At 46.0% G+C, this 22,540-nt stretch carries 29 protein-coding genes and 3 tRNA genes; 26 read left to right on the top strand and 6 right to left on the bottom strand.

Features of this window, described 5'->3' with window-relative positions; all coding sequences use genetic code 11:
- The first annotated feature begins 2 nt into the window (after positions 1-2).
- From FN001_RS10010 to FN001_RS09995, 4 genes are read left to right on the top strand one after another with little or no spacing between them, the layout of a single operon-like run.
- Positions 3-365: a contractile injection system sheath initiator gene (locus tag FN001_RS10010; RefSeq protein ID WP_142411707.1), complete on the top strand. Its 363-nt coding sequence runs from the start codon at positions 3-5 to the stop codon at positions 363-365.
- Entirely contained in the window at positions 358-1,536 is a 1,179-nt protein-coding gene (locus FN001_RS10005) for a baseplate J/gp47 family protein (RefSeq protein WP_142411706.1), read from the top strand. Before FN001_RS10010 ends, FN001_RS10005 begins: the two co-directional genes overlap by 8 nt.
- Positions 1,533-2,225 carry a hypothetical protein gene (locus tag FN001_RS10000; RefSeq protein WP_118514368.1) on the top strand — a complete coding sequence of 231 codons (693 nt, stop codon included), beginning with the start codon at positions 1,533-1,535 and terminating at the stop codon, positions 2,223-2,225. The genes FN001_RS10005 and FN001_RS10000 overlap by 4 nt, the downstream gene beginning before the upstream one ends.
- Before the next feature lie 2 nt (positions 2,226-2,227).
- Positions 2,228-3,454: a phage tail-collar fiber domain-containing protein gene (locus FN001_RS09995; RefSeq protein ID WP_142411705.1), complete on the top strand. Its 1,227-nt coding sequence runs from the start codon at positions 2,228-2,230 to the stop codon at positions 3,452-3,454.
- Here FN001_RS09995 and FN001_RS09990 read toward each other — a convergent pair.
- Complete coding sequence (locus FN001_RS09990) at positions 3,451-3,972, bottom strand: hypothetical protein (RefSeq protein ID WP_142411704.1); 522 nt, start codon at positions 3,970-3,972, stop codon at positions 3,451-3,453. The two genes, FN001_RS09995 and FN001_RS09990, sit on opposite strands and share 4 nt — an antisense overlap.
- Positions 3,973-4,135: 163 nt before the next feature.
- Here FN001_RS09990 and FN001_RS09985 point away from each other — a divergent pair, with 163 nt between their 5' ends.
- The 5 genes from FN001_RS09985 (at position 4,136) to FN001_RS09965 (ending at position 7,709) form a co-directional block, all read left to right on the top strand.
- Positions 4,136-4,894, top strand: coding sequence for a DUF4376 domain-containing protein (locus FN001_RS09985; protein WP_142411703.1), 759 nt, complete (start codon positions 4,136-4,138; stop codon positions 4,892-4,894).
- On the top strand, positions 4,848-5,276 hold the full coding sequence (locus FN001_RS09980; RefSeq protein ID WP_486463506.1) for a putative ABC transporter permease: 429 nt from the start codon (positions 4,848-4,850) through the stop codon (positions 5,274-5,276). The genes FN001_RS09985 and FN001_RS09980 overlap by 47 nt, the downstream gene beginning before the upstream one ends.
- A gap of 46 nt (positions 5,277-5,322) precedes the next feature.
- Positions 5,323-5,808, top strand: a complete 486-nt coding sequence (locus FN001_RS09975; protein ID WP_118322109.1) for a phage holin family protein — start codon at positions 5,323-5,325, stop codon at positions 5,806-5,808.
- A 471-nt stretch (positions 5,809-6,279) separates the two neighbouring features.
- A complete protein-coding gene (locus FN001_RS09970; protein ID WP_142411702.1) occupies positions 6,280-7,020 on the top strand; it encodes a M15 family metallopeptidase in 741 nt (246 codons plus the stop codon).
- Positions 7,021-7,436: 416 nt separating this feature from the next.
- Positions 7,437-7,709, top strand: coding sequence for a hypothetical protein (locus tag FN001_RS09965; RefSeq protein WP_142411701.1), 273 nt, complete (start codon positions 7,437-7,439; stop codon positions 7,707-7,709).
- Between the two features lie 135 nt (positions 7,710-7,844).
- On the opposite strand, the gene FN001_RS09960 is transcribed toward FN001_RS09965, so the two are convergent.
- From FN001_RS09960 to FN001_RS09950, 3 genes are all read right to left on the bottom strand, one after another.
- Positions 7,845-8,060: a hypothetical protein gene (locus FN001_RS09960; protein ID WP_142411700.1), complete on the bottom strand. Its 216-nt coding sequence runs from the start codon at positions 8,058-8,060 to the stop codon at positions 7,845-7,847.
- A gap of 73 nt (positions 8,061-8,133) precedes the next feature.
- Positions 8,134-8,448, bottom strand: a complete 315-nt coding sequence (locus FN001_RS09955; RefSeq protein WP_118529718.1) for a DUF3837 family protein — start codon at positions 8,446-8,448, stop codon at positions 8,134-8,136.
- On the bottom strand, positions 8,396-8,605 hold the full coding sequence (locus FN001_RS09950) for a hypothetical protein (protein WP_118529719.1): 210 nt from the start codon (positions 8,603-8,605) through the stop codon (positions 8,396-8,398). Before FN001_RS09950 ends, FN001_RS09955 begins: the two co-directional genes overlap by 53 nt.
- A gap of 225 nt (positions 8,606-8,830) precedes the next feature.
- On the opposite strand from FN001_RS09950, the gene FN001_RS09945 reads away from it, so the two are divergent.
- The 8 genes from FN001_RS09945 (at position 8,831) to rplT (ending at position 13,439) form a co-directional block, all read left to right on the top strand.
- A complete protein-coding gene (locus FN001_RS09945; RefSeq protein ID WP_142411699.1) occupies positions 8,831-9,751 on the top strand; it encodes an AEC family transporter in 921 nt (306 codons plus the stop codon).
- 39 nt (positions 9,752-9,790) lie between these two features.
- Positions 9,791-10,360: a hypothetical protein gene (locus FN001_RS09940; RefSeq protein ID WP_142411698.1), complete on the top strand. Its 570-nt coding sequence runs from the start codon at positions 9,791-9,793 to the stop codon at positions 10,358-10,360.
- A 10-nt stretch (positions 10,361-10,370) separates the two neighbouring features.
- On the top strand, positions 10,371-10,985 hold the full coding sequence (locus FN001_RS09935; RefSeq protein WP_142411697.1) for a YcxB family protein: 615 nt from the start codon (positions 10,371-10,373) through the stop codon (positions 10,983-10,985).
- 83 nt (positions 10,986-11,068) lie between these two features.
- Positions 11,069-11,527: a DUF6560 family protein gene (locus tag FN001_RS09930; protein WP_118529723.1), complete on the top strand. Its 459-nt coding sequence runs from the start codon at positions 11,069-11,071 to the stop codon at positions 11,525-11,527.
- Positions 11,528-11,642: 115 nt separating this feature from the next.
- Positions 11,643-11,957 (top strand): DUF1540 domain-containing protein, encoded by a 315-nt coding sequence (locus FN001_RS09925; RefSeq protein WP_118322093.1) that lies wholly within the window; start codon positions 11,643-11,645, stop codon positions 11,955-11,957.
- A gap of 367 nt (positions 11,958-12,324) precedes the next feature.
- Entirely contained in the window at positions 12,325-12,819 is a 495-nt protein-coding gene (gene infC / locus FN001_RS09920) for a translation initiation factor IF-3 (protein ID WP_118298421.1), read from the top strand.
- A gap of 27 nt (positions 12,820-12,846) precedes the next feature.
- Positions 12,847-13,044: a 50S ribosomal protein L35 gene (rpmI, locus tag FN001_RS09915; RefSeq protein ID WP_021906099.1), complete on the top strand. Its 198-nt coding sequence runs from the start codon at positions 12,847-12,849 to the stop codon at positions 13,042-13,044.
- Between the two features lie 38 nt (positions 13,045-13,082).
- Positions 13,083-13,439, top strand: coding sequence for a 50S ribosomal protein L20 (rplT, locus tag FN001_RS09910; RefSeq protein WP_118298422.1), 357 nt, complete (start codon positions 13,083-13,085; stop codon positions 13,437-13,439).
- A gap of 561 nt (positions 13,440-14,000) precedes the next feature.
- Here the strand turns inward: rplT and FN001_RS09905 are convergent.
- A tRNA-Leu gene (locus FN001_RS09905) sits at positions 14,001-14,084 on the bottom strand.
- A gap of 192 nt (positions 14,085-14,276) precedes the next feature.
- On the opposite strand from FN001_RS09905, the gene FN001_RS09900 reads away from it, so the two are divergent.
- From FN001_RS09900 to FN001_RS09865, 9 genes are all read left to right on the top strand, one after another.
- Positions 14,277-14,360 (top strand) — tRNA-Leu (locus FN001_RS09900).
- Between the two features lie 477 nt (positions 14,361-14,837).
- Positions 14,838-15,524, top strand: coding sequence for a FadR/GntR family transcriptional regulator (locus FN001_RS09895; protein ID WP_486463505.1), 687 nt, complete (start codon positions 14,838-14,840; stop codon positions 15,522-15,524).
- A gap of 24 nt (positions 15,525-15,548) precedes the next feature.
- Positions 15,549-15,698, top strand: coding sequence for a hypothetical protein (locus tag FN001_RS18095; protein WP_185911889.1), 150 nt, complete (start codon positions 15,549-15,551; stop codon positions 15,696-15,698).
- A 100-nt stretch (positions 15,699-15,798) separates the two neighbouring features.
- Positions 15,799-17,271, top strand: coding sequence for an NAD(P)/FAD-dependent oxidoreductase (locus tag FN001_RS09890; protein ID WP_486463504.1), 1,473 nt, complete (start codon positions 15,799-15,801; stop codon positions 17,269-17,271).
- 1 nt (position 17,272) lies between these two features.
- Positions 17,273-18,505 (top strand): NAD(P)/FAD-dependent oxidoreductase, encoded by a 1,233-nt coding sequence (locus tag FN001_RS09885; protein WP_142411695.1) that lies wholly within the window; start codon positions 17,273-17,275, stop codon positions 18,503-18,505.
- Complete coding sequence (locus FN001_RS09880) at positions 18,502-18,882, top strand: DUF1667 domain-containing protein (protein WP_142411694.1); 381 nt, start codon at positions 18,502-18,504, stop codon at positions 18,880-18,882. The genes FN001_RS09885 and FN001_RS09880 overlap by 4 nt, the downstream gene beginning before the upstream one ends.
- Before the next feature lie 193 nt (positions 18,883-19,075).
- Positions 19,076-20,338 (top strand): nickel-dependent putative hexonate epimerase, encoded by a 1,263-nt coding sequence (locus tag FN001_RS09875; protein ID WP_142411693.1) that lies wholly within the window; start codon positions 19,076-19,078, stop codon positions 20,336-20,338.
- 172 nt (positions 20,339-20,510) lie between these two features.
- Positions 20,511-20,594 (top strand) — tRNA-Leu (locus FN001_RS09870).
- Positions 20,595-20,873: 279 nt separating this feature from the next.
- Positions 20,874-22,061, top strand: coding sequence for a pyridoxal phosphate-dependent aminotransferase (locus tag FN001_RS09865; RefSeq protein WP_142411745.1), 1,188 nt, complete (start codon positions 20,874-20,876; stop codon positions 22,059-22,061).
- On the opposite strand, the gene FN001_RS09860 is transcribed toward FN001_RS09865, so the two are convergent.
- Complete coding sequence (locus FN001_RS09860) at positions 22,046-22,255, bottom strand: hypothetical protein (protein ID WP_142411692.1); 210 nt, start codon at positions 22,253-22,255, stop codon at positions 22,046-22,048. The genes FN001_RS09865 and FN001_RS09860 overlap by 16 nt on opposite strands.
- Positions 22,256-22,540 lie beyond the last annotated feature (285 nt).

Here is a 22,540-nt window from a genome sequence, read left to right as displayed (position 1 = left end):
GCATGAACGATGCATGGAAGATTGATCCGGAGACAAAAGATCTGTGTTTTGATGATAATGGACTTCTGGAAACTGTGAGTGAAGATGAGACGGCGGTCCAGAGCGTAAGAATGACGCTGACGGCATTCCAAGGAGACTTTGATCCGGTTCCGGATCATGGTACTGACTATGAATTGATTCTGGGGCTTCCGACGGATGAGGATACTATGGACGAAGTAATCCGGGAAGCAATCTTTCAAGAGAGCCGTGTGGCCATGATCGATGAGTTGACGATCAACATGCAGCACCGGTCAGCGGAGATCAGATTTTCCGGGACTTTAAACGATGGAGAAAAGGTCAGTATGGAGGTGAATGTGGGTGAATGATAACTGGGGATTAACAGATAAGGGCTTTTACCGCCCGACCTATACGGTGCTCTTGAATGCTTTGGAATACAAGGCAAGGGAGCTGTATGGTGATGGAATCAACTTAACTGTGAGATCTCCGCTTGGCGTGTTTTTGCGTATCCTGGCATGGATTTGGAATATCCTCTTTGCCTGCTTGGAAGATGTGTACAATAGCCGCTTTGTGGACACAGCCGTGGGGACAAGCCTTTATCATCTGGGAAATGCAATCGGTATGCAGCTTCTTCCGGAAGGAAAAGCAACCGGATATATTTCTGTAACAGGCACAGTGGGAACCGTGGTTCCAGCGGGATTCCTGGTGGCAACAAACGGAGGATTGCAGTATACGGTCATGTCTGCTGTTACAATCGGAGAATCCGGGACATGCCTTGCTTTGATTCAGGCGGTCGAAACAGGACCGGAATACAATACGGCGGCAGGAACCATCCAGGTGATCGTTAATCCATCCTCTGTGGCCGGAGTGACAGCCATTACGAATGGTGCAGAAATCACAGGCGGACGTTTGAAAGAGACGGATGCGGAGTTTCGGGCAAGATACTACAAGTCGGTGGATTATCCAGGCGGAGTCAATGCAGATGCTATCAGGGCGGTGCTGCTAAATGATGTTGAGGGAGTATCATCTGCATATGTTTATGAAAATGATACAGATGCACACGACGACACCTACAATCTTCCGCCGCACAGCCTGGAAGCGGTTGTGTATGGAGGTTTGGATGAGGAGATTGCGAAAGCAATATACTCGCGCCGATCCGGAGGTGTCCAGACGATAGGCAGCGTATCAGTTAATGTCGTAACGGCATCAAAACAGCAGTTGGCGATCAGATTTTCCCGTCCGACACCGAAGAAAATCTGGATTAAGATCTCAAAATTAAAAAAGAACAGTTCTTATGCTGGAGATGACACAATACGGGAAGCATTAGTGGAATACATCGGCAGCTCGACGGCCGGAGGTTTGGAGATTGGTATTGATGTCATCTACATTAAGCTACCTGGAATTGTAGCTGCAGTCTCAGGAGTGGAGGATTTTAATATTGATATCAGTACAGACGGAACCACTTACGGAAAATCCAATGTGTCGATTGGGTATCGGGAAAAAGCCATTACAGAAGAAAGTGCGGTGATCATCGAATGAGCTTTGCGATAAAGATGCTGGAAATGCTGACCAGCGCGTATAACCGAACGGACATCTTGGAACTGAAAGAAAAGAGGACACCGAAAACGAACATCGGAAAGCTGTTCACTTTATCAGGATGGGGCTTTGATATCATCCATGATCAAACAGAGAAAGTCCGGCTGTGGGATGACATCGATGTTATGGAAGGTGAAACACTCACGAGATACGGGAATGGTTTCGGAGTAGCCAGAGGAGAAGCAGGAGATGAGATTTACCGGATCATGATCAAGGTAAAGATCATCGCCATGCTTGCTGCCGGAGATCTCGATACGATCATCCTCTCGGCGGCATCCCTTTTTGGTGTAAGTGCGGAGGATATATCTTTTCAGGAAGTCTATCCTGCAAAAATTTATCTGTATATCGATGAGGATAAGTTGGATCAGGAACACAAAAATGTTGCAGATACGATTGCCGGACTAATGAAACGGATAAAGACCACAGGTGTCGGAATCAGAATTTTCTATAAGACGTACAGTAGTAAGCGAGCTGCTGTGTATGTGGGAACTCCTACATGCATTGCGGCTTTTATTAATGTAGCTCCGATGCCGTTAAACAAGAAGAGTGTGAAGACGATTGAATTAAAAGCAGGAATAGGAACTCTTGTCTGCACAAGGGTATCTTATCCGGCAATACCACGGGAGGTATAGGAATGTCAGGAACAGTATTGACAAATAAAGGATTGGCGCTGATCACAAAACTGGTAGCTGCCAGCACAGAACTGCAGATATCGAGAGTAGCCGTGGGAACCGGACGGGTTCCCAGTGGAGTTGACCCGCAGACAATGGTGGATCTGAATGAGTATAAGATGGACGCGCAGATTGAATCCTATGGCGTGAGCCCGGACCAGTCTGACGTTGCATATATCGCGGCACAGGTAAGCTCTATTGGCGTCAGTGCCGGCTTCGCAGTTACGGAGGCTGGAGTCTTTGCAACGGATCCGGATGTCGGAGAGATCTTGTATGCGTATCTGGATCTTACAGAGGATCCGCAGTATATCTATGCGGAAACGGATGCAATCAGCAAATTTGCGGAGATCACGTTTAACGTGCTGATTGGGTCTGTCGCAAAGGTAACTGCTTATGTGTCACCAGGAGCACTGACAAAGAAGGTAGACTTCAATGCGTTTAAGGAGTCCGTTGAGACTCCAGAGTTTGATGATTCTGGAACAGTTTCCGGTATTAGCAGCTTCCCGGATTTTTTGAATCTGGTAAAAAGCAAGATGAATTTCTTCCAGTTCTTCCGGAACTTCAAAGCCGGGATGCAGTTCGTCCTCCACGCCGGTCAGATCGTCAATAACTGCGTGACGGACAATGCAGGGTTGCCATTATCGGCGGCGCAGGGGAAGGTGCTGAAGGACCTGTACACTCAATTGTATAGTGAGAAAATTACGTGGTGCGGGAGTATCACTGATTTATCAACGCTTGTATCTCTTAGCAAACAAAATAAAACTGTTTATATCGGATATATCGATTGGAGGCAAACAGATATTTTGCCATCAGGATCAAAAAGCGGCACCACTATTTGCTTTGCATCTAATTGGTGGATATGGGCACTCAGTGGATCCAAAGAGATTTTCTGTCTTACACAAGAAGCAAAGTGGGAAAAAGCCCCATACTTATTGTCCAGTGATCTTACCGATTTTCAAAACAAATTTTTTATTAACATGACCAATTATACGTTTGACGATTTGAAAAAGGTCTATACTGGTGCACTTCCTAGAATTGGTTTTGTCGGATATAGTGGACCATTTACTCCAAACAGACAAACCGGATATGTATTATGCGGTGGATCATGTGCGTTATTATTCAGCGTAAATGGTGATCGATATCGATATAACGCCGGAAGTGGCGATACTTCATGGGTTAAACTTACTTAGTTTTTCGTCCAATTTATCGTAAAATCATTTCCTTCATAATTTATAAAATGCAGTTTGTAATCCGTTGGATCGAGGTATAAAGCACCTGAATTTATGCCGATATTTTCAAATCCGTATGATGCAGCTCCAGTCCCAGTATTTGGCCGTTGTGCTTTAAAATTTGCTGTGGAAAATAAGGTTCCATCTATTGTTGTGCTTTTGTTCACAAGAAAAGATTGACTTTGAGCAGCAAACAGCTGAGATTTTGTAATATAGGGTGATAAATCCGGCTTCATAGTTGCATACGAAAAATTGCTTTCAGGATTCGAATAATCACATGTGTCCAGATAACAGTTATTGTTCAGAAAACATGCAATAGTGATTTTTCCGCCTATAACATTTCCGATAGAGAACCCATAAGTCTTGCCTTGCCATCCTCCTATGATCACATAAAATCCTTGTCCCTTATTTTGGTTCGAGATGAGTTTTGCCTTTGCTTTTAAGAGTGAGGGGATATCATTTGCTGGTGTATCATTCACGATAATTGCTCTATAGTTGCTCATGTCACTATACAATTGAGGGAAAGAAGAAAAATCAACTCATAGAGATAAAAGTCAATTGAAAAATCACATAAATTTGAAAATTCAGGATCCGCGAGGGTCCTTTTTATATACAAAAAAATAAATCATGGAGGTAAAAATCATGGAAAAAATCAAAGTCAAGGGTAAGCTCTACGAGATCAGGAGCATCCAGACGATCGAACCGCATGTGCTGCAGATCGTTTTTGCCGGTACGCCGCCTACAAAGTGGAACGGTGACATTGTACTTTACACGGCCGGAGACGTTGAATGTGCGACATTGTCCGGATGGACTACAGTTTATCGCGACGAGGGCCAGACGGTCTATCTGTCAGATGATGGCAGCGTGTACCAGACACCAGATCCGGATACTGGTGGCGAGATCCTTCCTCCGGAGCCGTATGTTCCGACTCTGGAAGAGCTGCAGGTGGCGAAAAAACGAGAGATCAGTCAGGCATGTGAGACTGCCATCTATTCCGGAGTCGATGTGACTCTTACGGATGGATCCACGGAGCATTTTAGTTTGACGGAGCATGATCAGCTCAATCTCTTCGGTAAGCAGGTACAACTTGCAGCAGGCACCACTGAGCTTGAGTACCACGCGGACGGACAGCCATGCCGATACTACAGTGCAGAGGATATGCAGATCATCACATCCACGGCAATGGCTTACGTATCTTACCATACGACCTATTGCAATGCCGTAAACATGTGGATTGCAGGATGTGAGACAGCAGATGAGATCCAGCAGATCTATTATGGTGCAGATGTGCCGGAACAGTACCAGTCAGATGTCCTCAAGGCATATATTGCATCAATGAAAGAAGGTGTGAGTGATGTGGATGAGTCACAGGCTACTGAACAAATATCTGTTCCTGTTTAATGTTGGCGGACTGCTTTACATATTGATCGAACTGATCTGGCGCGGCCGGAGTCACTGGACCATGTTTTTACTCGGTGGGATCTGTTTCGTATTTCTGGGATTGATCAACGAGGTTATTCCCTGGCAGATGCCGTTATGGCAGCAGATCCTCATCGGTGCGGTCGGAATCACGACATTAGAGTTCTTGACCGGCTGCATCGTCAATCTGTGGCTCGGCTGGGGAGTCTGGGACTACAGCGGGCTTCCGGGCAACCTCTTGGGGCAGATCTGTCCGCAGTACTTTGTGCTGTGGCTGCCGGTGGCGCTGGCCGGGATTGTTCTGGATGATTGGATCCGGTACCGAAAGTTCGGGGAGGAACGGCCACACTACAGACTGATCTGACGGACAAACATACAATATAGTAAGGAAATCAAAAGGAGAAATGAAAATGAGCAAAGGTACATGTACAACAATCCAGCTGCTTGCAACTGGAGTAATCGCTTTTTTGTCTGAAAAGTTGGGAATCACATTTTATTTGCTGGGGCTGCTTGTCTTTTTAATGGTCGTTGACTATATCAGTGGGATGATTGCGAGTATGGTGGAAGCGATTGATCATCCGGGAGACACATCATATGGTTGGTCCAGTAAAAAAGGAGCAAAGGGAATCGCAAAGAAGATCGCATACTTATTTGTGATCACTGTGGCAATTGTAATTGATTACATCTTAGCAAAGACATCTGGAAATCTCGGATATCATTTGCCATCTGCGATGCTGTCCCTTCTTACAACGGTGTGGTACTTATTGAATGAAGCCTTATCAATTACAGAAAACGCCGGTCGCATGGGTGCACCGGTACCTGAATGGCTGATGAAGTACATTGCAGTTCTGAAAGATAAAATCGATAGCAGCAATGAAACAAATCTGAAAGATTAGGAGGAGGTGATCCATCTATCTCCCGTCACGGTCCGGGATATGACCGTTGCGACGTCGCAACAAAGAATGTCAAAACATGTAGAATGAAACAGATTTGTATGCTATAATGCCAATGTTACCGCCTCCCAAACTGGTGACAGGAAGGAGGTGCCGTCATTGGAAACAATAACATCTTTTCTTGTCGCCGTCATGGCTGGTGTGGTTTGCCACTACATCATCAAATGGTTAGATGGCGACAAATAGCCGGTAACTAGCCTGTAGATGCTCAACTACATAAAATGAGAAGAAAACCCCGGAGTCTCGACCACTCCGGGGTTTTCGCTTTGCCATCACTGGCATATAACATCTTTTCTTGCCTAACGGCATTATAGCATATGCAGAATAAGATTGCAAGATACCAGAAAATTAAACTTTGATCAGGAAAACATATCCTGATCTTTTTTCATATCATAAAGAAAAGAGGACAAGACTATGAGAGACATTACCTTATGCCATCCACGACTCCAGGCACTGGCCGCGGAGCTGATCCGTAAATGTGCTGATCAGGAATTACAGATTAAAATTGGAGAAACACTCCGGACGACTGCGGAGCAGGATGCCTTGTACGCACAGGGGAGATCGAAGCCGGGTAAGATCGTCACGAATGCAAAGGGCAGCAGCTATAGCAGCTATCATCAGTGGGGCACAGCCTTTGATATTTACCGAGTGGATGGGCATGGTGCGTATTATGATAAAGATGGATTTTTCACGAAAGTCGGGAAGATCGGAGTGACACTTGGTCTCGAATGGGGTGGAAACTGGAAATCCATCACAGATAAACCACACTTCCAGTTGCCAGACTGGGGATCATCGACGAGCGGGATAAAAAAGAAATTTAAGAGTCCGGAACAGTTCATGAAGACATGGCCATCGGCGGAAGAAAAACAGATCGTAGAAGGCTGGCAGCACGACGCGCACGGCTGGTGGTGGCAGAATGAGGACGGATCCTGGGTAGTGAATGACTGGCGCCTGATCAACCACCACCATTACCTCTTCGGGACGAACGGGTACATCCGGACCGGCTGGCACCGGTGGAATCCTGATACGAAGCAGGTGGATCCGGCTGACGGCTCGGGAGACTGGTACTATCTTCAGGAAGATGGAGATCTTCAGGGGGCGTGCTGGCACAGCAGACCAAATGGGGCGATGGAAGTGTGGTATGTAGAAAAGTAGGGAAGAGACGGCATCCCGCATAAGTAAGAGCCGATTCCTTAACAAAAAATGTAGAATATATTCATATAAGGAAAGAATGCAGGACATCTAAGAGAGCATATTCGTGTTGCATTTCGTGTTGCATAGTTGCGAAAAAGAGCGTTTTTGGGAGAAAAAACAGTAAGAAATAGGTTTATAAAATTCCTGTGAAACCTGCATAAAATAAGGAAAAACGCTATTTATGGAGCTATCATGGAATCTATGGTTATGGGTTCGATTCCCCTCAGGTCCACTTATAAGAATCTCGAGAAATCCAGCGTTTATGCGGGGGTGCGGGGTTCTTATTTTTTTGAAGAAACAGGATACCTGATTGACAAACTCAGCATTATCCCGTACACTTTTATTGCAGAGAATATAAAAAGCAAAGGAGAACTCTTATGAAAAAACGGGGCGATTACTTAAAGAAAGCATATTATCACTTAATGAAGATCGAACAGAAGAAGAACAAGATCCTCGGAGTGGAAAACTACGGCGAGATCAATGCGGAATTAAACCGCAAGTTCGCGAAAGGCGAGTATTTTGATTCCAGCGAAGTTTATGTTGAAGATGGTTACCTCTGCGTAGGCGAAGGTTTCTTCCGCCTGTCCGGAAAAGAGCAGGACGCTCTGATCGAGTATCTCTGCCCGGAAGATGACAGCACAGAGAAATAAAAATGAACCTTTTGCGTAACGGGAAGTTATCACGACAGTCGCCAAGGTCTCGCGCAAGCGCGGACTTTGGCTCGTTGTTCGCGTAAACAAAAAAGACCGGATCCGTTCTTTACGCAGGATCCGGTCTTTTTGCAATTATAAAATACAGCTTAAATTTTTGATAAACGCATCTTTATCGGAAATCTCCGCGGCGTCAGCGAGAAGTTCGGTAATCCCGTTTACGGTCTCCTCGTCAGCTTCGAAAAATTCTGCCCATGCGTAAAACATGCATTTTAAATGCTCCATTTCATCCTCGCCTGCTTTTGCCAGCGCGATCATTTTATCGAGAAACTCTTTTTCAGTAATTCCCATCGCTGTAAACTCCTTCCATTATGATCCGGATCCGGATCAGATTATGCGGCTGACCTGCTCGCGGCAGCCACACCTAAGATTCTTCATATCCGAGTTTCAGGGTGATCAGTGAGTCGTCATCCAGAACCTCGCCCTTCTTATAGATATAATCGCGGATCAGAACCTTCAATTTCTCATTGACGGCCGGACTTGAAAAAATAGTATCCGGAACCGACTTTACGAACTCTTTGAGCCCCATTCCTGCAGTTCCCACCGGGCATGGGAGCGAAGCCTCGCGGCATGCCATACCAACTGCACAGGATAATTCCATGTGATTGATCAGCCGTGCCGGTGTCTCAAAGTTTTTGATCTTGATCTTCACGGACATCGGAACAAGCGTATGTACCATCGGCAGGATCTCCTTTCTGCCCCTCGCGGTCACGGACCATCTTCCAGATCAGGTCATGCATCCACTGGACAGTCTCCTGAAGCTTTGAATTTTCTTCTTTCAAACGGGCAATCTCGGCTTCCAGTTCCTGAATTTTTGCATCTTTTTCTTCGGACATGGTAAAAAACCTCCCTGAAAACTGTATGAGAACAGAACAAGTATAACATCAGAACAGAAAACTGTCCAGTGCGGGAAAAACGAAATCGCTATGTGAAATCACTCTGGGATATGGGATCAATACTTTTCCGGATGGAAAAGAGTGATTGATTCGATCGCGACTTTGAGATATAATAACCTTTGTTTATATTTCTGCCAAAAAGACATAAAAAGAGGGACATGAAAAATGAGTGCAGTATTATTGAAAGCGGGATGTTTTTTTCTGATCATCCTGATGGGATACGGTTTAAAAAAGATTGGTCTTTTGCATCAGACGGATCTTCCGGTCTTCTCAAAACTTGTCACAAAGATCACGCTGCCGGCGGCGATCATCCATAATTTCGGCCAGGCGACCATGGATGTCTCCATGCTGGTGATCGTATTGATCGGCTTCCTGTGCAGCGGCGCGTACGCGGTGATCGGCTACGGACTGTTCGCAAGGGGAACGAGAGAGCAGAAGGCCTTTGGTCTTGTGAATGCTTCGGGATATAATATTGGATGTTTTACCATGCCGTTCGTCCAGGGATTTTTAGGTGCGCCCGGCGTGGCGTGCACGAGTCTCTTTGATACGGGAAACGCGGTGGTCTGTACCGGCGGTTCCTATGCAGTGGCGATGTCAGTTGCCGGAAAAGGAGGAAACGGGGATAAACACCAAATCCGCAGGATCGTGGTGCAGCTTTTAAAATCGGTTCCTTTTGACTGCTATGTGATCATGACGGCGCTGACCATGGCGGGACTCCGGCTTCCGGTCTTTGCGGACCAGGTTGCTGAGACGGTGGGAAATGCCAATACATTCCTTTCCATGATAATGATCGGTCTGGGACTGGAATTACATATGACGAGAGAACAGACAGGCAGTGTGGCGAAGATCCTGGGAACCCGCTTCTTGATCTCGGCGGTCCTGGCGGTCCTGTTTTATCAGTTCCTTCCATTTTCCCAGGAGATCCGCAGAACACTTGCGATCTTGATGTTTGGTCCGGTATCGGCGCTCGGAGTCGCGTATACGTCCATGCTTGATGGAGATATCAATCTGGCCAGTGCAGTGAACTCGGCATCGATCATTCTGGGGATCGTGAGCTTGACAGCGGCGATCATTGTCTTCCAGTAATAGTTCTGAAAAAATAGTTGCGACACAAGGAGGAATAAGATGGAATTACGGAATGAAAAGGATGCGAGGTTTATCATCCGGCACCATGTGACGGAAGAAAAGCTGCTTCATCTGGAAAAAGGAGTCCGGAAACTTGGTTTCCAGTCCGGCGGAAAACGCATCATGTCGATCTTTCTGGGGGTGTTCCTGCTCTGCATGGCAGCGAAGGCGATCGTCGGAGGCACGATCGGGGATGCGCTGATGATGATCGGGATCCTTTGTGCCATGGGATTCCTGTTCGGCGGATATGCGCTCCTCAAAGGCTGGATGGATGCGAAGAAACAGATCCATCTGCAGTTTGAGGTAGGAAAGATGGATGACAATTACCAGTGGGAATACCGCTTCTATGATGACGGATATGAGGTTGTCGGAAAGAATGAGAAATCCCATGTGAAGTACGATAATGTGGGACGTCTCATAGATATGTCCGGCATGTATGTGATCGTGGAACGCGGAAATGTGGTCCGGTATTTCATGAAGGATGACGCGGTGCAGGGAAATTCCACGGAACTTGCAGGTTTCCTCACGGAAAAATGTCATCTTCCGATGGAACAGCTCACGGTACGATAGGAGGTGCAGGATGGAACCAATATACGCAGTAAGATCAACATATGATGAAGATATGTTTTATCATCAGGTCGTGGCATCCAAACCGAGGATGATGCCGAAGGAAGAAAACGGAAAGAAGATCCGGTTTCAGCTCCCGGATTTCGGACTGAAGGATACATTGATGGCGCTTCTTGTGGGAGCAGCTGTTTACATGGCGTTCGGACAGCTTGAAACGTCTACGAGGATCCTGCAGGCGGTGCTCTGCGGCCTTGTGGCAGCGGTGGTCTTGAGACGAATGAATGAGAGACAGAACGGGGAGACTTCCGGGAAAAAGACAAATTCGATATCGGCAGATAAAAATCAGGCTCTGCAGCTTCTGGAGAGTTCCGGCTTAAAAGGAGAGCGCTGCACCCTGAATTTCTATGAGGATACCTTTACCGTGGAGCGTCCGGGGATCATCACGGAGTACCAGTACGAAGGGATCGCATGGATCAAGGAGACCAGCAAATATTATATGATCTTCTGGAACCGTTCTATTGCGATACCGGTGGAGAAAGCCGGTTTTTACCGCGGGAAGAAGGAGACTTTTGGAGGCTTCCTTGAGAAACGCTGCAATAAGGTGATCGAGAAAGTAAAAAATGCGTAAATGGATCAAAACTTCCTGCCTGGGACAGGGACTGTGCGGGATGAGTGATCTGCGCGAAAAATAAAACGGAGAGGATTGTGGGGATGAAGATCAAGAAAGAAGAGAAGATGCAGATCGAGAAACTGCCGACACTCAAACTGAAGTATACGTTGGTGGTGCCGTTCATGGGGATCGTGGATGTATTGACAATGGGGAGCTTTTTTATGAATCCGGCAGCGGATGGAAAACCGTTTATCAAGGCATTCTATGTTATCTGCGGGATCGCTGGTCTCCTGTTTGCTCTTTGGGGGCTTTTATGGAAGACTACGATCGATGGAAAGACGATCCGGGTGAATCCTGTGATCGGAAGGAAAAAAGTGGTCCCATTTACGGATCTGAAAAAAGCGGTCGTGTATAAGAAGAAAAAGACGGGTTCGATCGTGAGTTATGAACTGATCGATAAGAATGACAAGCCGATCGTTACGATCTATCCGCTCATGAAGGACAGCAGCACGCTGATGGAACGCCTGAAGAGACTGAAATATCCGGTGGAAGAGGCGTAAAACAGGCAAAAAATAACGACTGCGTGGTGCAGATATGCCAGAAAAAGGTTCCGTGGTGAATAATCCGGGACCTTTTTGTTCATAATGATCTCTGAAAAGAAAAGGAGGTCATGTTATGACAAAACTGGACTGTACAGTGACAACATGTGTTCACAACGCGGAAAAATGCTGCTGTAAAAATACGATCCTCGTGGAGGGCGCACAGGCGAGAAACTGCTGTGATACCTGCTGCGGGAGTTTTGAGGAAAATCGCGGAGGTCTTTTTAAGAACCTCTTTAAGACACCGGAATCGAAGCTGCAGGTCGACTGTGATGTGATGAACTGCCTTTACAATGATGACCGCACATGCCGGGCAGAGCGGATCACGATCGCCGGTGACGGGGCTATGGCGGTCGGACAGACAGAGTGTGCGAGCTTCAGGGAAAAATAAAAAAAGGAAGTGACGGGACGCAGCGGACATGGAATCCGGCTGCGTTCTGTGCGTTCCGGCTTTTTCACGCGGCTTATCGACCTGATACGGAGAGCGCGACGTCTGATGATTTTTTTAAAGAAAGGGATTGACAAAACGGGATTCCTATAGTAAACTTACATAAGTTGTGAGAACAACTGACAGGAAAGCAGGTATCCGCCTCACCCTGGCACGAGTAAGTGACCCGGGTTCATAGACATCGGTTTTTATCATGCAGCAGCATGCCAAACCAATGCAGTTACGAGCGGATAGTTACCTATCTGCTTTTTCTTTTCTATCGACATATGTAGAGTATGAGAGTTGGAGGTGTACGGCTATTAGCGAGTTAATGATTAACGAGCAGATCCGTGATAAGGAAGTTCGTTTAATTGGAGAAAATGGTGAGCAGCTTGGAATCATGTCTGCAAAAGACGCTTACAAAATGGCGAGAGATGCAGAACTGGATCTTGTAAAGATTGCTCCGGCAGCGAAGCCGCCGGTATGTAAGATCATTGATTACGGCAAATACAAGTATGAGATGATCCGTAAGGAGAAGGAAGCGAAAAAGAAGCAGAAAACGGTTGAGGTGAAGGAAGTTCGTCTTTCCCCGAATATCGATACAAACGATCTGAATACAAAGATCGGATCTGCGAGAAAGTTCATCGAAAAAGGCAACAAGGTAAAAATTACGCTTCGTTTCCGCGGTCGTGAGATGGCTCATATGAACCAGACGAAGTATATTCTGGATGATTTCGCTGAGAAACTTTCCGATATCGCTGTTGTCGATAAGCCTTCCAAAGTAGAGGGAAGAAGCCTGGTAATGTTTTTAACTGCAAAACGATAAGGGAACAATTTTAAGGAGGAAACAACAATGCCTAAAATGAAAACAAGCAGAGCAGCTGCAAAACGTTTCAAAAAGACCGGAACTGGTCAGTTAGTGAGAAATAAAGCTTATAAGTCCCATATCTTAACTAAGAAATCCACAAAGCGTAAGAGAAATCTTAGAAAAGACATCGTTACCGATATCACAAACAGCAAGGTAATGAAGAAGATTTTACCGTATTTATAATTTGTTTTCGGAATTAAGATTAAGGAGGAAATTAAGCAATGGCAAGAATTAAAGGTGGCTTAAATGCCAAGAAGAGACATAACAGAGTGCTCAAGTTAGCCAAAGGTTACAGAGGAGCTCGTTCTAAACAGTATAGAGTAGCAAAACAGTCCGTAATGAGAGCTTTAACAAGCTCCTACGCTGGCAGAAAAGAGAGAAAGAGACAGTTCAGACAGCTCTGGATCGCTCGTATCAACGCTGCAGCTAGAATCAACGGTCTTTCCTACAGCAAGTTCATGTTCGGCTTAAAGCAGGCTGGTGTTGTTATGAACCGTAAGGTATTATCCGATATGGCTATCAACGACGCAGAGGGCTTTGCAAAGCTTGCTGAGTTAGCAAAAACAAAACTGGCTTAATTGTCGGTGAGATAAGAGAAAACCTTCCTGATGGAGTGATCTGTCGGGGAGGTTTTTTGTGCTTGGTGGGGTGTCTGCTGCTGGGTGTTGGTTTGAAAGAGAGAAGTGGGTTGGTTCATAGTGTCGGAAGGTACGCGCCGGTGAGGCTCCGAGCCTGGACGCTTCGGGATTCCGGTAGGGTTCCTCTAACCCCACAGAAGAATGCTAAGGACGGAGAGCTGCGGACACAACTCGCTGCGCTCAGACAAGTGTCCGCCGCTCTCCAACGCATTCTCCTGCGGGCTAAGAGGAAACCAGCTCCCGGGATCAGGCGGTCCATGCCCGGAGCCTCACCGGCGCTTCGCTGGGCTGGCGGTGGGAATGTTTGCAGCTTTCAAATGGTTTCCCAGAGGCGACGATCCAAGTCTGGAGCTTTATCGGTGATGGGATGGCAGTGAAAGGAATAGAGGGGAGGGATGATCGAGATGCGTATTGCACTGAACGGGCGAATTGGTGATGGGAAGTACCATCGGAACATTCTACTAAACAAAAAAGGCTTAAGTCTTTCGACTTAAGCCTTCGTGCAGAAGAAGGGACTTGAACCCTCATGATATTGCTATCACACGGACCTGAACCGTGCGCGTCTGCCAATTCCGCCACTTCTGCATCTCGCCAGATGACGTATCTCATTGACAAGATATATTATAGTATAAGGAAATGGATTTGTCAACAGTTTTTTGAATATTGCTAAAAAAATATTTTTTTTAAAAAATTCAAAAAAGTACTTGCCAAATATGATAACCTGTGGTATATTTATATGCGTCGGTGAGAGATACAAAATCTTGAAACACCCGATACGCGGAAGTGTCGGAACTGGCAGACGAGCAAGACTAAGGATCTTGTGGTGGTTACATCGTGTGGGTTCAAGTCCCATCTTCCGCACGAAAGACTCAAGTCGTGAGACTTGGGTCTTTTTGCGTTGTGGCGGAAAATCTTCTTTCCTTTTTCAACCGAGAGTGGTAAGATTATACACATCAACAAAAACTTTATTTCTAAAAAGTTCATTGCCTGATTTTCCAGGCGTCTGTGGTATTCGAAAAACGAAGAAAAACTTCGGCACCTGATTTTGATGTGGATATAATATATCGTCAATTAGAGTCCGATCATGCTGATAAATGAATGTGATATAAGAGCGGAATCCCGGATTTGAGTGGGATTTCGCTCTTGCTTTACTATAGTAGAAAAATTTTTTTCTGGAGAAGGTAAAAGGGAAAAGCAGACTGAACATAGCTGAGAATGATAAATCGATGAACCAAAATATCTTTAAAGATAATTTACGGACAAGTATTTGGACTTGGAAAGAATGAATGGATTATGTATAATGGAAGAGGTGAATGAAGGAACAGGAGATGATGATATATGGGAGTGCAGGCACGAACGCTGGTGGAACAAATCGCAGATGAGATTATGAATATGATTCAGAAGACGCCATACCGGGCGGGAGATAAGCTGCCTACGGAAAAAGAACTCTGTGAGAAAACAGGGGCCGGGCGTAATACCGTGAGGGAGGCACTGAAGATTCTGGCATCCAGAAATATATTGGAAATTCGACAGGGAGCCGGGACTTTTGTCTCGGAAAAACAGGGAATTTCTGATGATCCTCTGGGATTTTCGATGATCGAGGACCATGTGAAGCTGACGAGGGATCTCTTGCAGGTGAGAATTATGCTGGAGCCTCAGATTGCAGGACTGGCAGCTCAGTGTGCCAAAGAAGCGGATATTGAGGAGCTTGCTGCAATCTTAAGGGAAATGGAGCTGGTGATGGAAAAACGAGGAGACTATTCGAATCTGGATACAAAATTTCACACAAAGATTGCCGAGTGCACCCATAATATTGTAATGGAAAATCTTTTGCCGGTAATCGGGAAAGGTGTTGCTGTTTTTGCAAGAGAAGTCGGACAGACGGAGTATGATCAGACACGGCTGTCCCATCGGAAGATTTTTCGATATATCCGTGAACACAAGCCTTATGAAGCGGAGATGGAAATGCGATTCCATTTGCTTTATAATACGAACCGCTATGAGGAAGAGCTGGAAAGAGTATAAAACGACAAAAATAGAAGTGATGAGATGAAGCTGCCTGGAATTTATAGGATGAATTCTGAGGTAGCTTTTTTGTTGGCGGTTGGAAATGATAACAGTGCGAAAATTGGAAGTAGTCTGCAAAAGGCTGCAGAAATGCCAAAAGAAAAATTAATCGGATACTTGAAAAAAGAATGATAGTATGATAAGATTCAAATATAAAAGGTAGGACGAATTTAAAACAAAAATGCTAAAAACACGAAAAGATGTATAAAATATCGAAAAAGGAGGAAAAATCATGGGACGATTTGATGTACTTGTTATCGGCGGAGGTGTTGTGGGAAGTGCAATTGCGAGAGAACTGACGAGGTATCGTTTGCGCATTGGCGTTCTGGAAAAAAATCTGGATGTCTGTTATGAGACCAGCGGAAGAAATTCGGGAGTAGTGCACGGTGGCTTTGCGTATGATGTGGGAACATTGAAGGCGAAGCTTTGCGTAGAAGGAAATCAGGGAATGGATAAACTCTCAAAGGATCTGGCGTTCAGTTTCAAACGATGCGGAAAAGTGCTGGTGGGAAAGACACCGGAAGATCTGGAAACACTAAAACGAACAATTGTTCAGGGAAAAAGGAACGGTGCATCCGAGCTGTATCTTTTAAACAAAGAAGAACTTCATCAACTTGTTCCGACTGCAGTGGGAGAGTTTGCCATGTATTCGAAAAACTCGGGAATTGTGGATCCTTTTAATTATACGATTGCTCTTGCAGAGAATGCGGTCCAGAATGGAGCAGAATATTTCTTTGATTGTGAAGTAACGGGGATTGACCGCAGAACGGATGAAATGGGAGATCTTTCTTACGTGGTGAATACAAAACAGGGGACTTTTGAAGCACACTGGGTGATCAACAGCGCCGGCCTTGGGTGCGGAAAAATTTCTGATATGCTTGGGATTAAAGGATATCGTGTGATCGGATCGAAAGGCGATTATATTATTCTTGACCGCAGAACGGGAGAACTTCTTCCGATGCCGATTTATCCGGTTCCGAGCAATACATATATGGGAATCCATGTTACCAATACTACAGACGGTAATGTGATCATAGGACCGAATGCAGAGATGACGGACAATTTCACATATTACGGCGTTCCTCAGAAAAATATGGATTATCTTGCAGAGAGCGCATCAGAGATCTGGCCATATATCAGGAAAGCAGATTACATTCGGAATTATTCTGGGATTCTTCCGAAGTGGGTGGACAAAAACGGAATCATTCAGGATTTTAAAATTGAGATACGTCCGGAGCTGGCCCCGCATGCGGTAAATCTTGTTGGAATCGAGTCTCCGGGACTTACAGCGGCAGTTCCGATTGGCCGCATGGTAGTTCGAATGATGCAGGAATATGAAACATTCGAGGAGAATCCACAGTTTGATCCGAAACGAAAAGGGATCCTTCGATTTGATGAACAGGACGATGAAACGAAGGCAAAACTGATCGGAATGGATCCGAATTACGGAGAAGTGATCTGCCGTTGTGAAAAAGTGACGAAGGCAGAAATTTTGCAGGCAATTCATAACCCACTTGGTGTGCACACGATGGCAGGCATTAAATATCGGACAAGATCTATGATGGGGCGCTGCCAGGGCGGTTACTGTCAAATGCGGATTGAAAAGATGATCGAGGATGAGCTTGGCGTAAAAGATACGGATATTCGTTATGCGAGACAGAATTCCTGGATGTTTACCGGTGAAGTGAGAAAGGAGGAGCGGTGAGATGGAGATGTGTGATGTGGTGATTGTGGGCGGAGGTCCGGCTGGACTTGCAGCAGCAGTAGAACTATATAAAAAAGGAATCAAAAATATCCTGATCGTAGAGCGGGAGAAGACCATGGGCGGTATTCTGCGTCAGTGTATTCATGATGGATTTGGTCTGACAAGATTTGGAGAGACCATGAGCGGACCTGAATATGCGCAGAAATTTATAGATGAAGTAAAAAAACTTGAAATTCCTTACATGACAGATACAACCGTTCTTTCTGTGTCTTCGGATAAGATTGTGACCTTGGCATCTCCTGAGGGTTTAAAAAAAATCCAGGCCAAAGCTATAATTTTGACCATGGGCTGCAGGGAACGGACAAGAGGTGCTTTGGGGATTCCGGGAGAGCGTCCTGCTGGTGTATTTACAGCAGGTGTTGCTCAGGCGTATATCAATCTTTATAATCGTATGATCGGAAAAGAAGTGGTAATTTTAGGATCTGGCGATATCGGAATGATCATGGCAAGAAGATTGACACTCGAAGGGGCTCATGTGCAGGCTGTTTTTGAGATTCAGCCGATTCCAAGCGGGCTCCCCAGGAATATTGAGCAGTGTCTGAATGACTATGAAATTCCACTGTATCTGAGTCATACGATTACAAATATTCATGGGAATGAACGTGTCACGGGAGTTACAGTGGCGAAGGTAGACGAACATATGAAACCAATTCCCGGAACAGAGAAGGATTATACTTGCGACACAGTAATCCTTTCTGTAGGCTTGATCCCGGAAAATGAGATTTCCATTGATGCGGGAATTCATCTGGATCCCCGAACTAAAGGTGCGGTGGTAGATGAATATTTCCAGACAGAACAGGAAGGATTCTTTGCAGCCGGAAATGTTTTACATGTTCATGATCTTGTCGATTTTGTGTCCATGGAGGCAGAAAAACTGGCTGATGGAGCAGTGGAATATGTAAAGCATGGAAAACTGCCGGAATGCAAAATCCCGGTAAAAGCAGCACCGGGAATCAACCATACGGTTCCGATGAAAATAAGTGGAACAAGAGATGTGACAATTTCCATGCGTGTCGGGAAGAAAGCTGAGAATTGTACAGTTGCAGTTTGCCAGGGCGATAAAATCCTTGCAAAAAAATATATGAAGAAAGCGCTTCCGGCGGAGATGATCCAGATACCGGTAAAGGAAGAGGCGTTTGCTGGAGAACAGGAAGTGGAGGTGCGCATTTTATGATAAGAAAAATGACCTGTATCATATGTCCGAATGGCTGTGACCTTGAGGCACAGATCACAGATGGAAAATGTGAATCTGTGAGTGGAAATCTGTGCCCGAAAGGGGCGCAGTATGCGGCGCAGGAAGTGGAAGAACCGAAGCGGACCATTGCAAGCTCTGTCACCGTGAAAAACGGCGTACTTCCGCTTGCCAGTGTTCGATTAAACCGCGCAGTGCCGAAAGAAAAGATTTTCAATGTTATGGAAGAAGTGCGCCGGATCGTTCTGGATGCACCGGTTTACGCGGGGGACATCGCGTCAGAGAATATTCTCGGACTTGGGAGTGACTTGATTGTGACAAAGAATGTGGAGAGAGCAGAGAATCGGAACAAAATGTAAGGAAGGACTGAAGCCCCGAATCGCAGCAGGAAAAAAGGAAGATTGAAATAAAAGGGCGCAGGGAATTGATAAAAGAGATTCTCTGCGCTGTTTGTGTTCCGTGCAAAATAGGCAAGGCTGTGGAAATGACTAGAATGTACGTGCAGGGAAAAACGAATGAGATGGGGACACGATATGAATGGGAGGAAAGATAATGATCTATGCAGAAAATTCAGAAGCAGCATTACCGGATGATAAGTGGAAGAGAATACTGGAAACGTGGATCAGCCGGGTTAAACCGGGAGAGAAAATCCTGATCCTGCCGCCGGACATTACGAGATGCTATTCTTATGCGGGAAAGATTACCGCATATCTGTATGAAAAATTGTCCGGGCAATGCGAAGTCCGGATCATGCCGGCAGTGGGGACACACCGGCAGATGACGAGAGAAGAGAGAAGTACATTTTTTGGAGCAATCCCGGATGCATGTTTTCTCAGCCACAACTGGAAAAATGACACGGAAGATATTTGTATTGTGCCGGAAGATGTTGTTTCTGAAGCGACCGGAGGAAAATACAGGAGAGCGATTACGGCTGAGTTAAACAGAAAGCTTCTTTCGGGAGAGTTTGACCGGATTGTATCGGTGGGACAGGTGGTTCCGCATGAAGTTGTGGGGATGGCTAACTATACGAAAAACCTGTTGGTGGGTGTCGGCGGCAGAGATATGATCAACCAGTCCCATATGATCAGTGCAATCTGCGGAATTGAGACGATCATGGGACGGGAGAACACGCCAGTACGGCGGCTTTTCGATTATGTGCAGAAAAATTTCCTGGATAAGCTGAAGATTACCTTTATGCTAACGGTGACCTGTGAGAAACATCAGGATTCTGATCTCTACGGTCTCTATATCGGCGAGGAGCGGGAGACATTTTCTGCGGCATGCAGACTTGCAGAAAAGAAGAACATCACCTGGCTTTCGAAGCGAGCGAAAAAGATTGTCGCGTGGCTGGATCCGGTGGAATTCGGCAGTACCTGGGTTGGAAATAAAGCGGTCTACCGGACAAGGATGGCAATCGCAGATGGAGGAGAACTTCTGATCCTGGCACCTGGGATAAGATCCTTTGGGGAGAATGAGGAGGTAGATTCCTGCATCAGAAAATACGGTTACAGTGGCACGAAAAAGATACAGAATGCCTATGAAAACGGGGAGTTCAACGGAATCGAGATGGCGGCGGCACACTTGATCCACGGCTCATCGGACGGTAGATTTAAGATCACCTACGCGGCAGACCCAAAACTTATGCCGGAGGAGATCATGAGATCCGTGGGCTATGAATGGACTGATATCGGACCGATGATGGAAAAATACCAGCCGAAGGGAAAGGAAACGGGCTGGTATGAGGACAATGGGGAAGAGTATTATTTCATCAAAGCCCCAGCAGTTGGCCTGTGGAGAGTAAAGGGAGAAGCGTGAGAAAAACCTATGGATAAAGTTAATTGATAGCTATCAGGCTATACAAATTGTACAAATAAAACATGCTATTTAAAAAATAAAAAAAGTTTAAAAAAGTACTTGCCAAACATGAAAAGGTGTGGTATATTAATATGCGTCGGTGAGAGATACGAAATCTTGAAACACCCGATACGCGGAAGTGTCGGAACTGGCAGACGAGCAAGACTAAGGATCTTGTGGTGGTTACATCGTGTGGGTTCAAGTCCCATCTTCCGCACGAAAGACTCAAGTCGAAAGACTTGAGTCTTTTTGCGTTACAGGGGGGAGATAAAGTTTCGCTGATAGATAAAGATGAAAACAATATAAGAACGGAATCTCTGACTAAGGTAGGATTCCGTTCTTTTTATAAAATTGTAAATAAAAAGAAATATGCCACGCGGATCAGTTGTGGTAAGATGATACTAGGATAAAAGACCGCAGGGACCGCAAGTGCGTAATTGTTCAGGAGGCAGCGGTATCATAAATGACAAAATACATCAGAAGAGAGGTTTTTCCTATGCTGGAATTAAGCAGAAGAGTACAGACATTTACGGACTCCGTCATCCGGAGAATGACGAGAATTAACGATATGACGCCGGGCAGCATCAATCTGAGCCAGGGATTCCCGGATTTTGATCCGCCGAAGGAGATCCTGGAGGCATTGAAGGTGGCGGCGGAACATGGCCCTCACCAGTATTCCATCACATTCGGAGCGAAAAATTTCCGCGATGCTCTGGCAGACATGTATACAAAGAAATGGAATCGTCCGATCGATCCGGATAAGGAGATCGTTGTGACCTGTGGAGGAACGGAGGCCATGATGGCAGCGATGATGACGGTGTGCAATCCGGGAGACAAGGTTGCGGTTTTCAGCCCGTTCTATGAAAACTATGGGGCAGACGCGATCCTCTCCGGGGCAGACCCGATCTATATTCCGCTTGTGCCGCCGGATTTCCATTACGACAGAGCGGTCCTGGAGCAGGCGTTTCGGGACGGAGCAAAGGCGCTGATCCTCTGTAATCCGTCGAATCCGTGCGGAAAAGTATTTACTATGGGAGAGATGGAGGAGATTGCAGAGCTTGCGAAGCGGTATGATGCATTTGTGATCACCGATGAGGTGTACGAGTATATTATTTATGATGGAAACCGTCATATTTCCATGGCGGCACTCCCGGGGATGTACGAGCGGACGATCACCTGCAGCTCGCTTTCAAAGACGTATTCCATGACCGGATGGAGACTGGGCTATCTGATCGGACCGGAGCGCGTGATCGAGGCGGCAAAGAAGGTTCATGACTTCCTCACGGTGGGCGCTGCGGCACCTCTTCAGGAAGCAGCAGTCACAGGCTTAAAATTTGGACCGGAGTATTATGAATGGCTGAAAGACCTTTATACAGAAAAGAGAGATTATCTCTGCGGAAGACTGGAGCAGATGGGACTCCCGCACACAACTCCGCAGGGCAGCTATTTTGTTCTTGTGGATATTTCTGGATTCCTTGAGAGACCGGAATTTTCCGGATGGACAGATCTGGAGTTCTGTGAATGGATGATAAAGAAGTATGGTGTGGCGGCAGTGCCGGGCTCCAGTTTCTTTAAGGAGCCGGTGAACAACTATATCCGCCTGCATTTTTCCAGAGGGAAAGAGACATTGAAAATGGCTGCTGACCGTCTGGAAAAGATGGCGAAGGATTACGGATTCTGCTGATCGTCTTTTTTGTTCCTGCCGCGGAGATATTTTAAGATCAGCGCGTAGCCGTAGAGCATCACCGGGATGACGATGACGCAGAAGAGAAGTGCCATGATGACATTTTCGGAACCTCCGGTGAATGTCAGGACGATGAGGGAGAGAAATACCGCGGCGATGATGAGGATTCCCATCCAGGCAAAAAATCGTTTCATATAAAAATCCTTTCGTGTGAGTTCCTTTGTCAATAATAGTAAGGATTCGCCTGTCCTCGATGGACGGCGAAAGGATTGCAGACCAGAAATCAACCGCGGTCAGTATTGTTCTGACGGGGCCGAGTCCGTGAAAGTGCTGACTTTGGATGAAACAATCCTTTATTCAGTATAAATGATTTTACACACAGATTCAACCGATAATAGTAAGGATCCGTCTGCTCCTGATATGGATGAGAACGGAGATTTAACAGAAGCGGCGGACAGGACGCTTGGCAGCCCGGCTGT

It is taken from the genome of Clostridium sp. Marseille-P7770, assembly GCF_902143525.1.
Classification (GTDB): Bacteria; Bacillota; Clostridia; order Lachnospirales; family Lachnospiraceae; genus Pilosibacter.
This window is presented reverse-complemented; position numbering and strand designations above follow the sequence as displayed.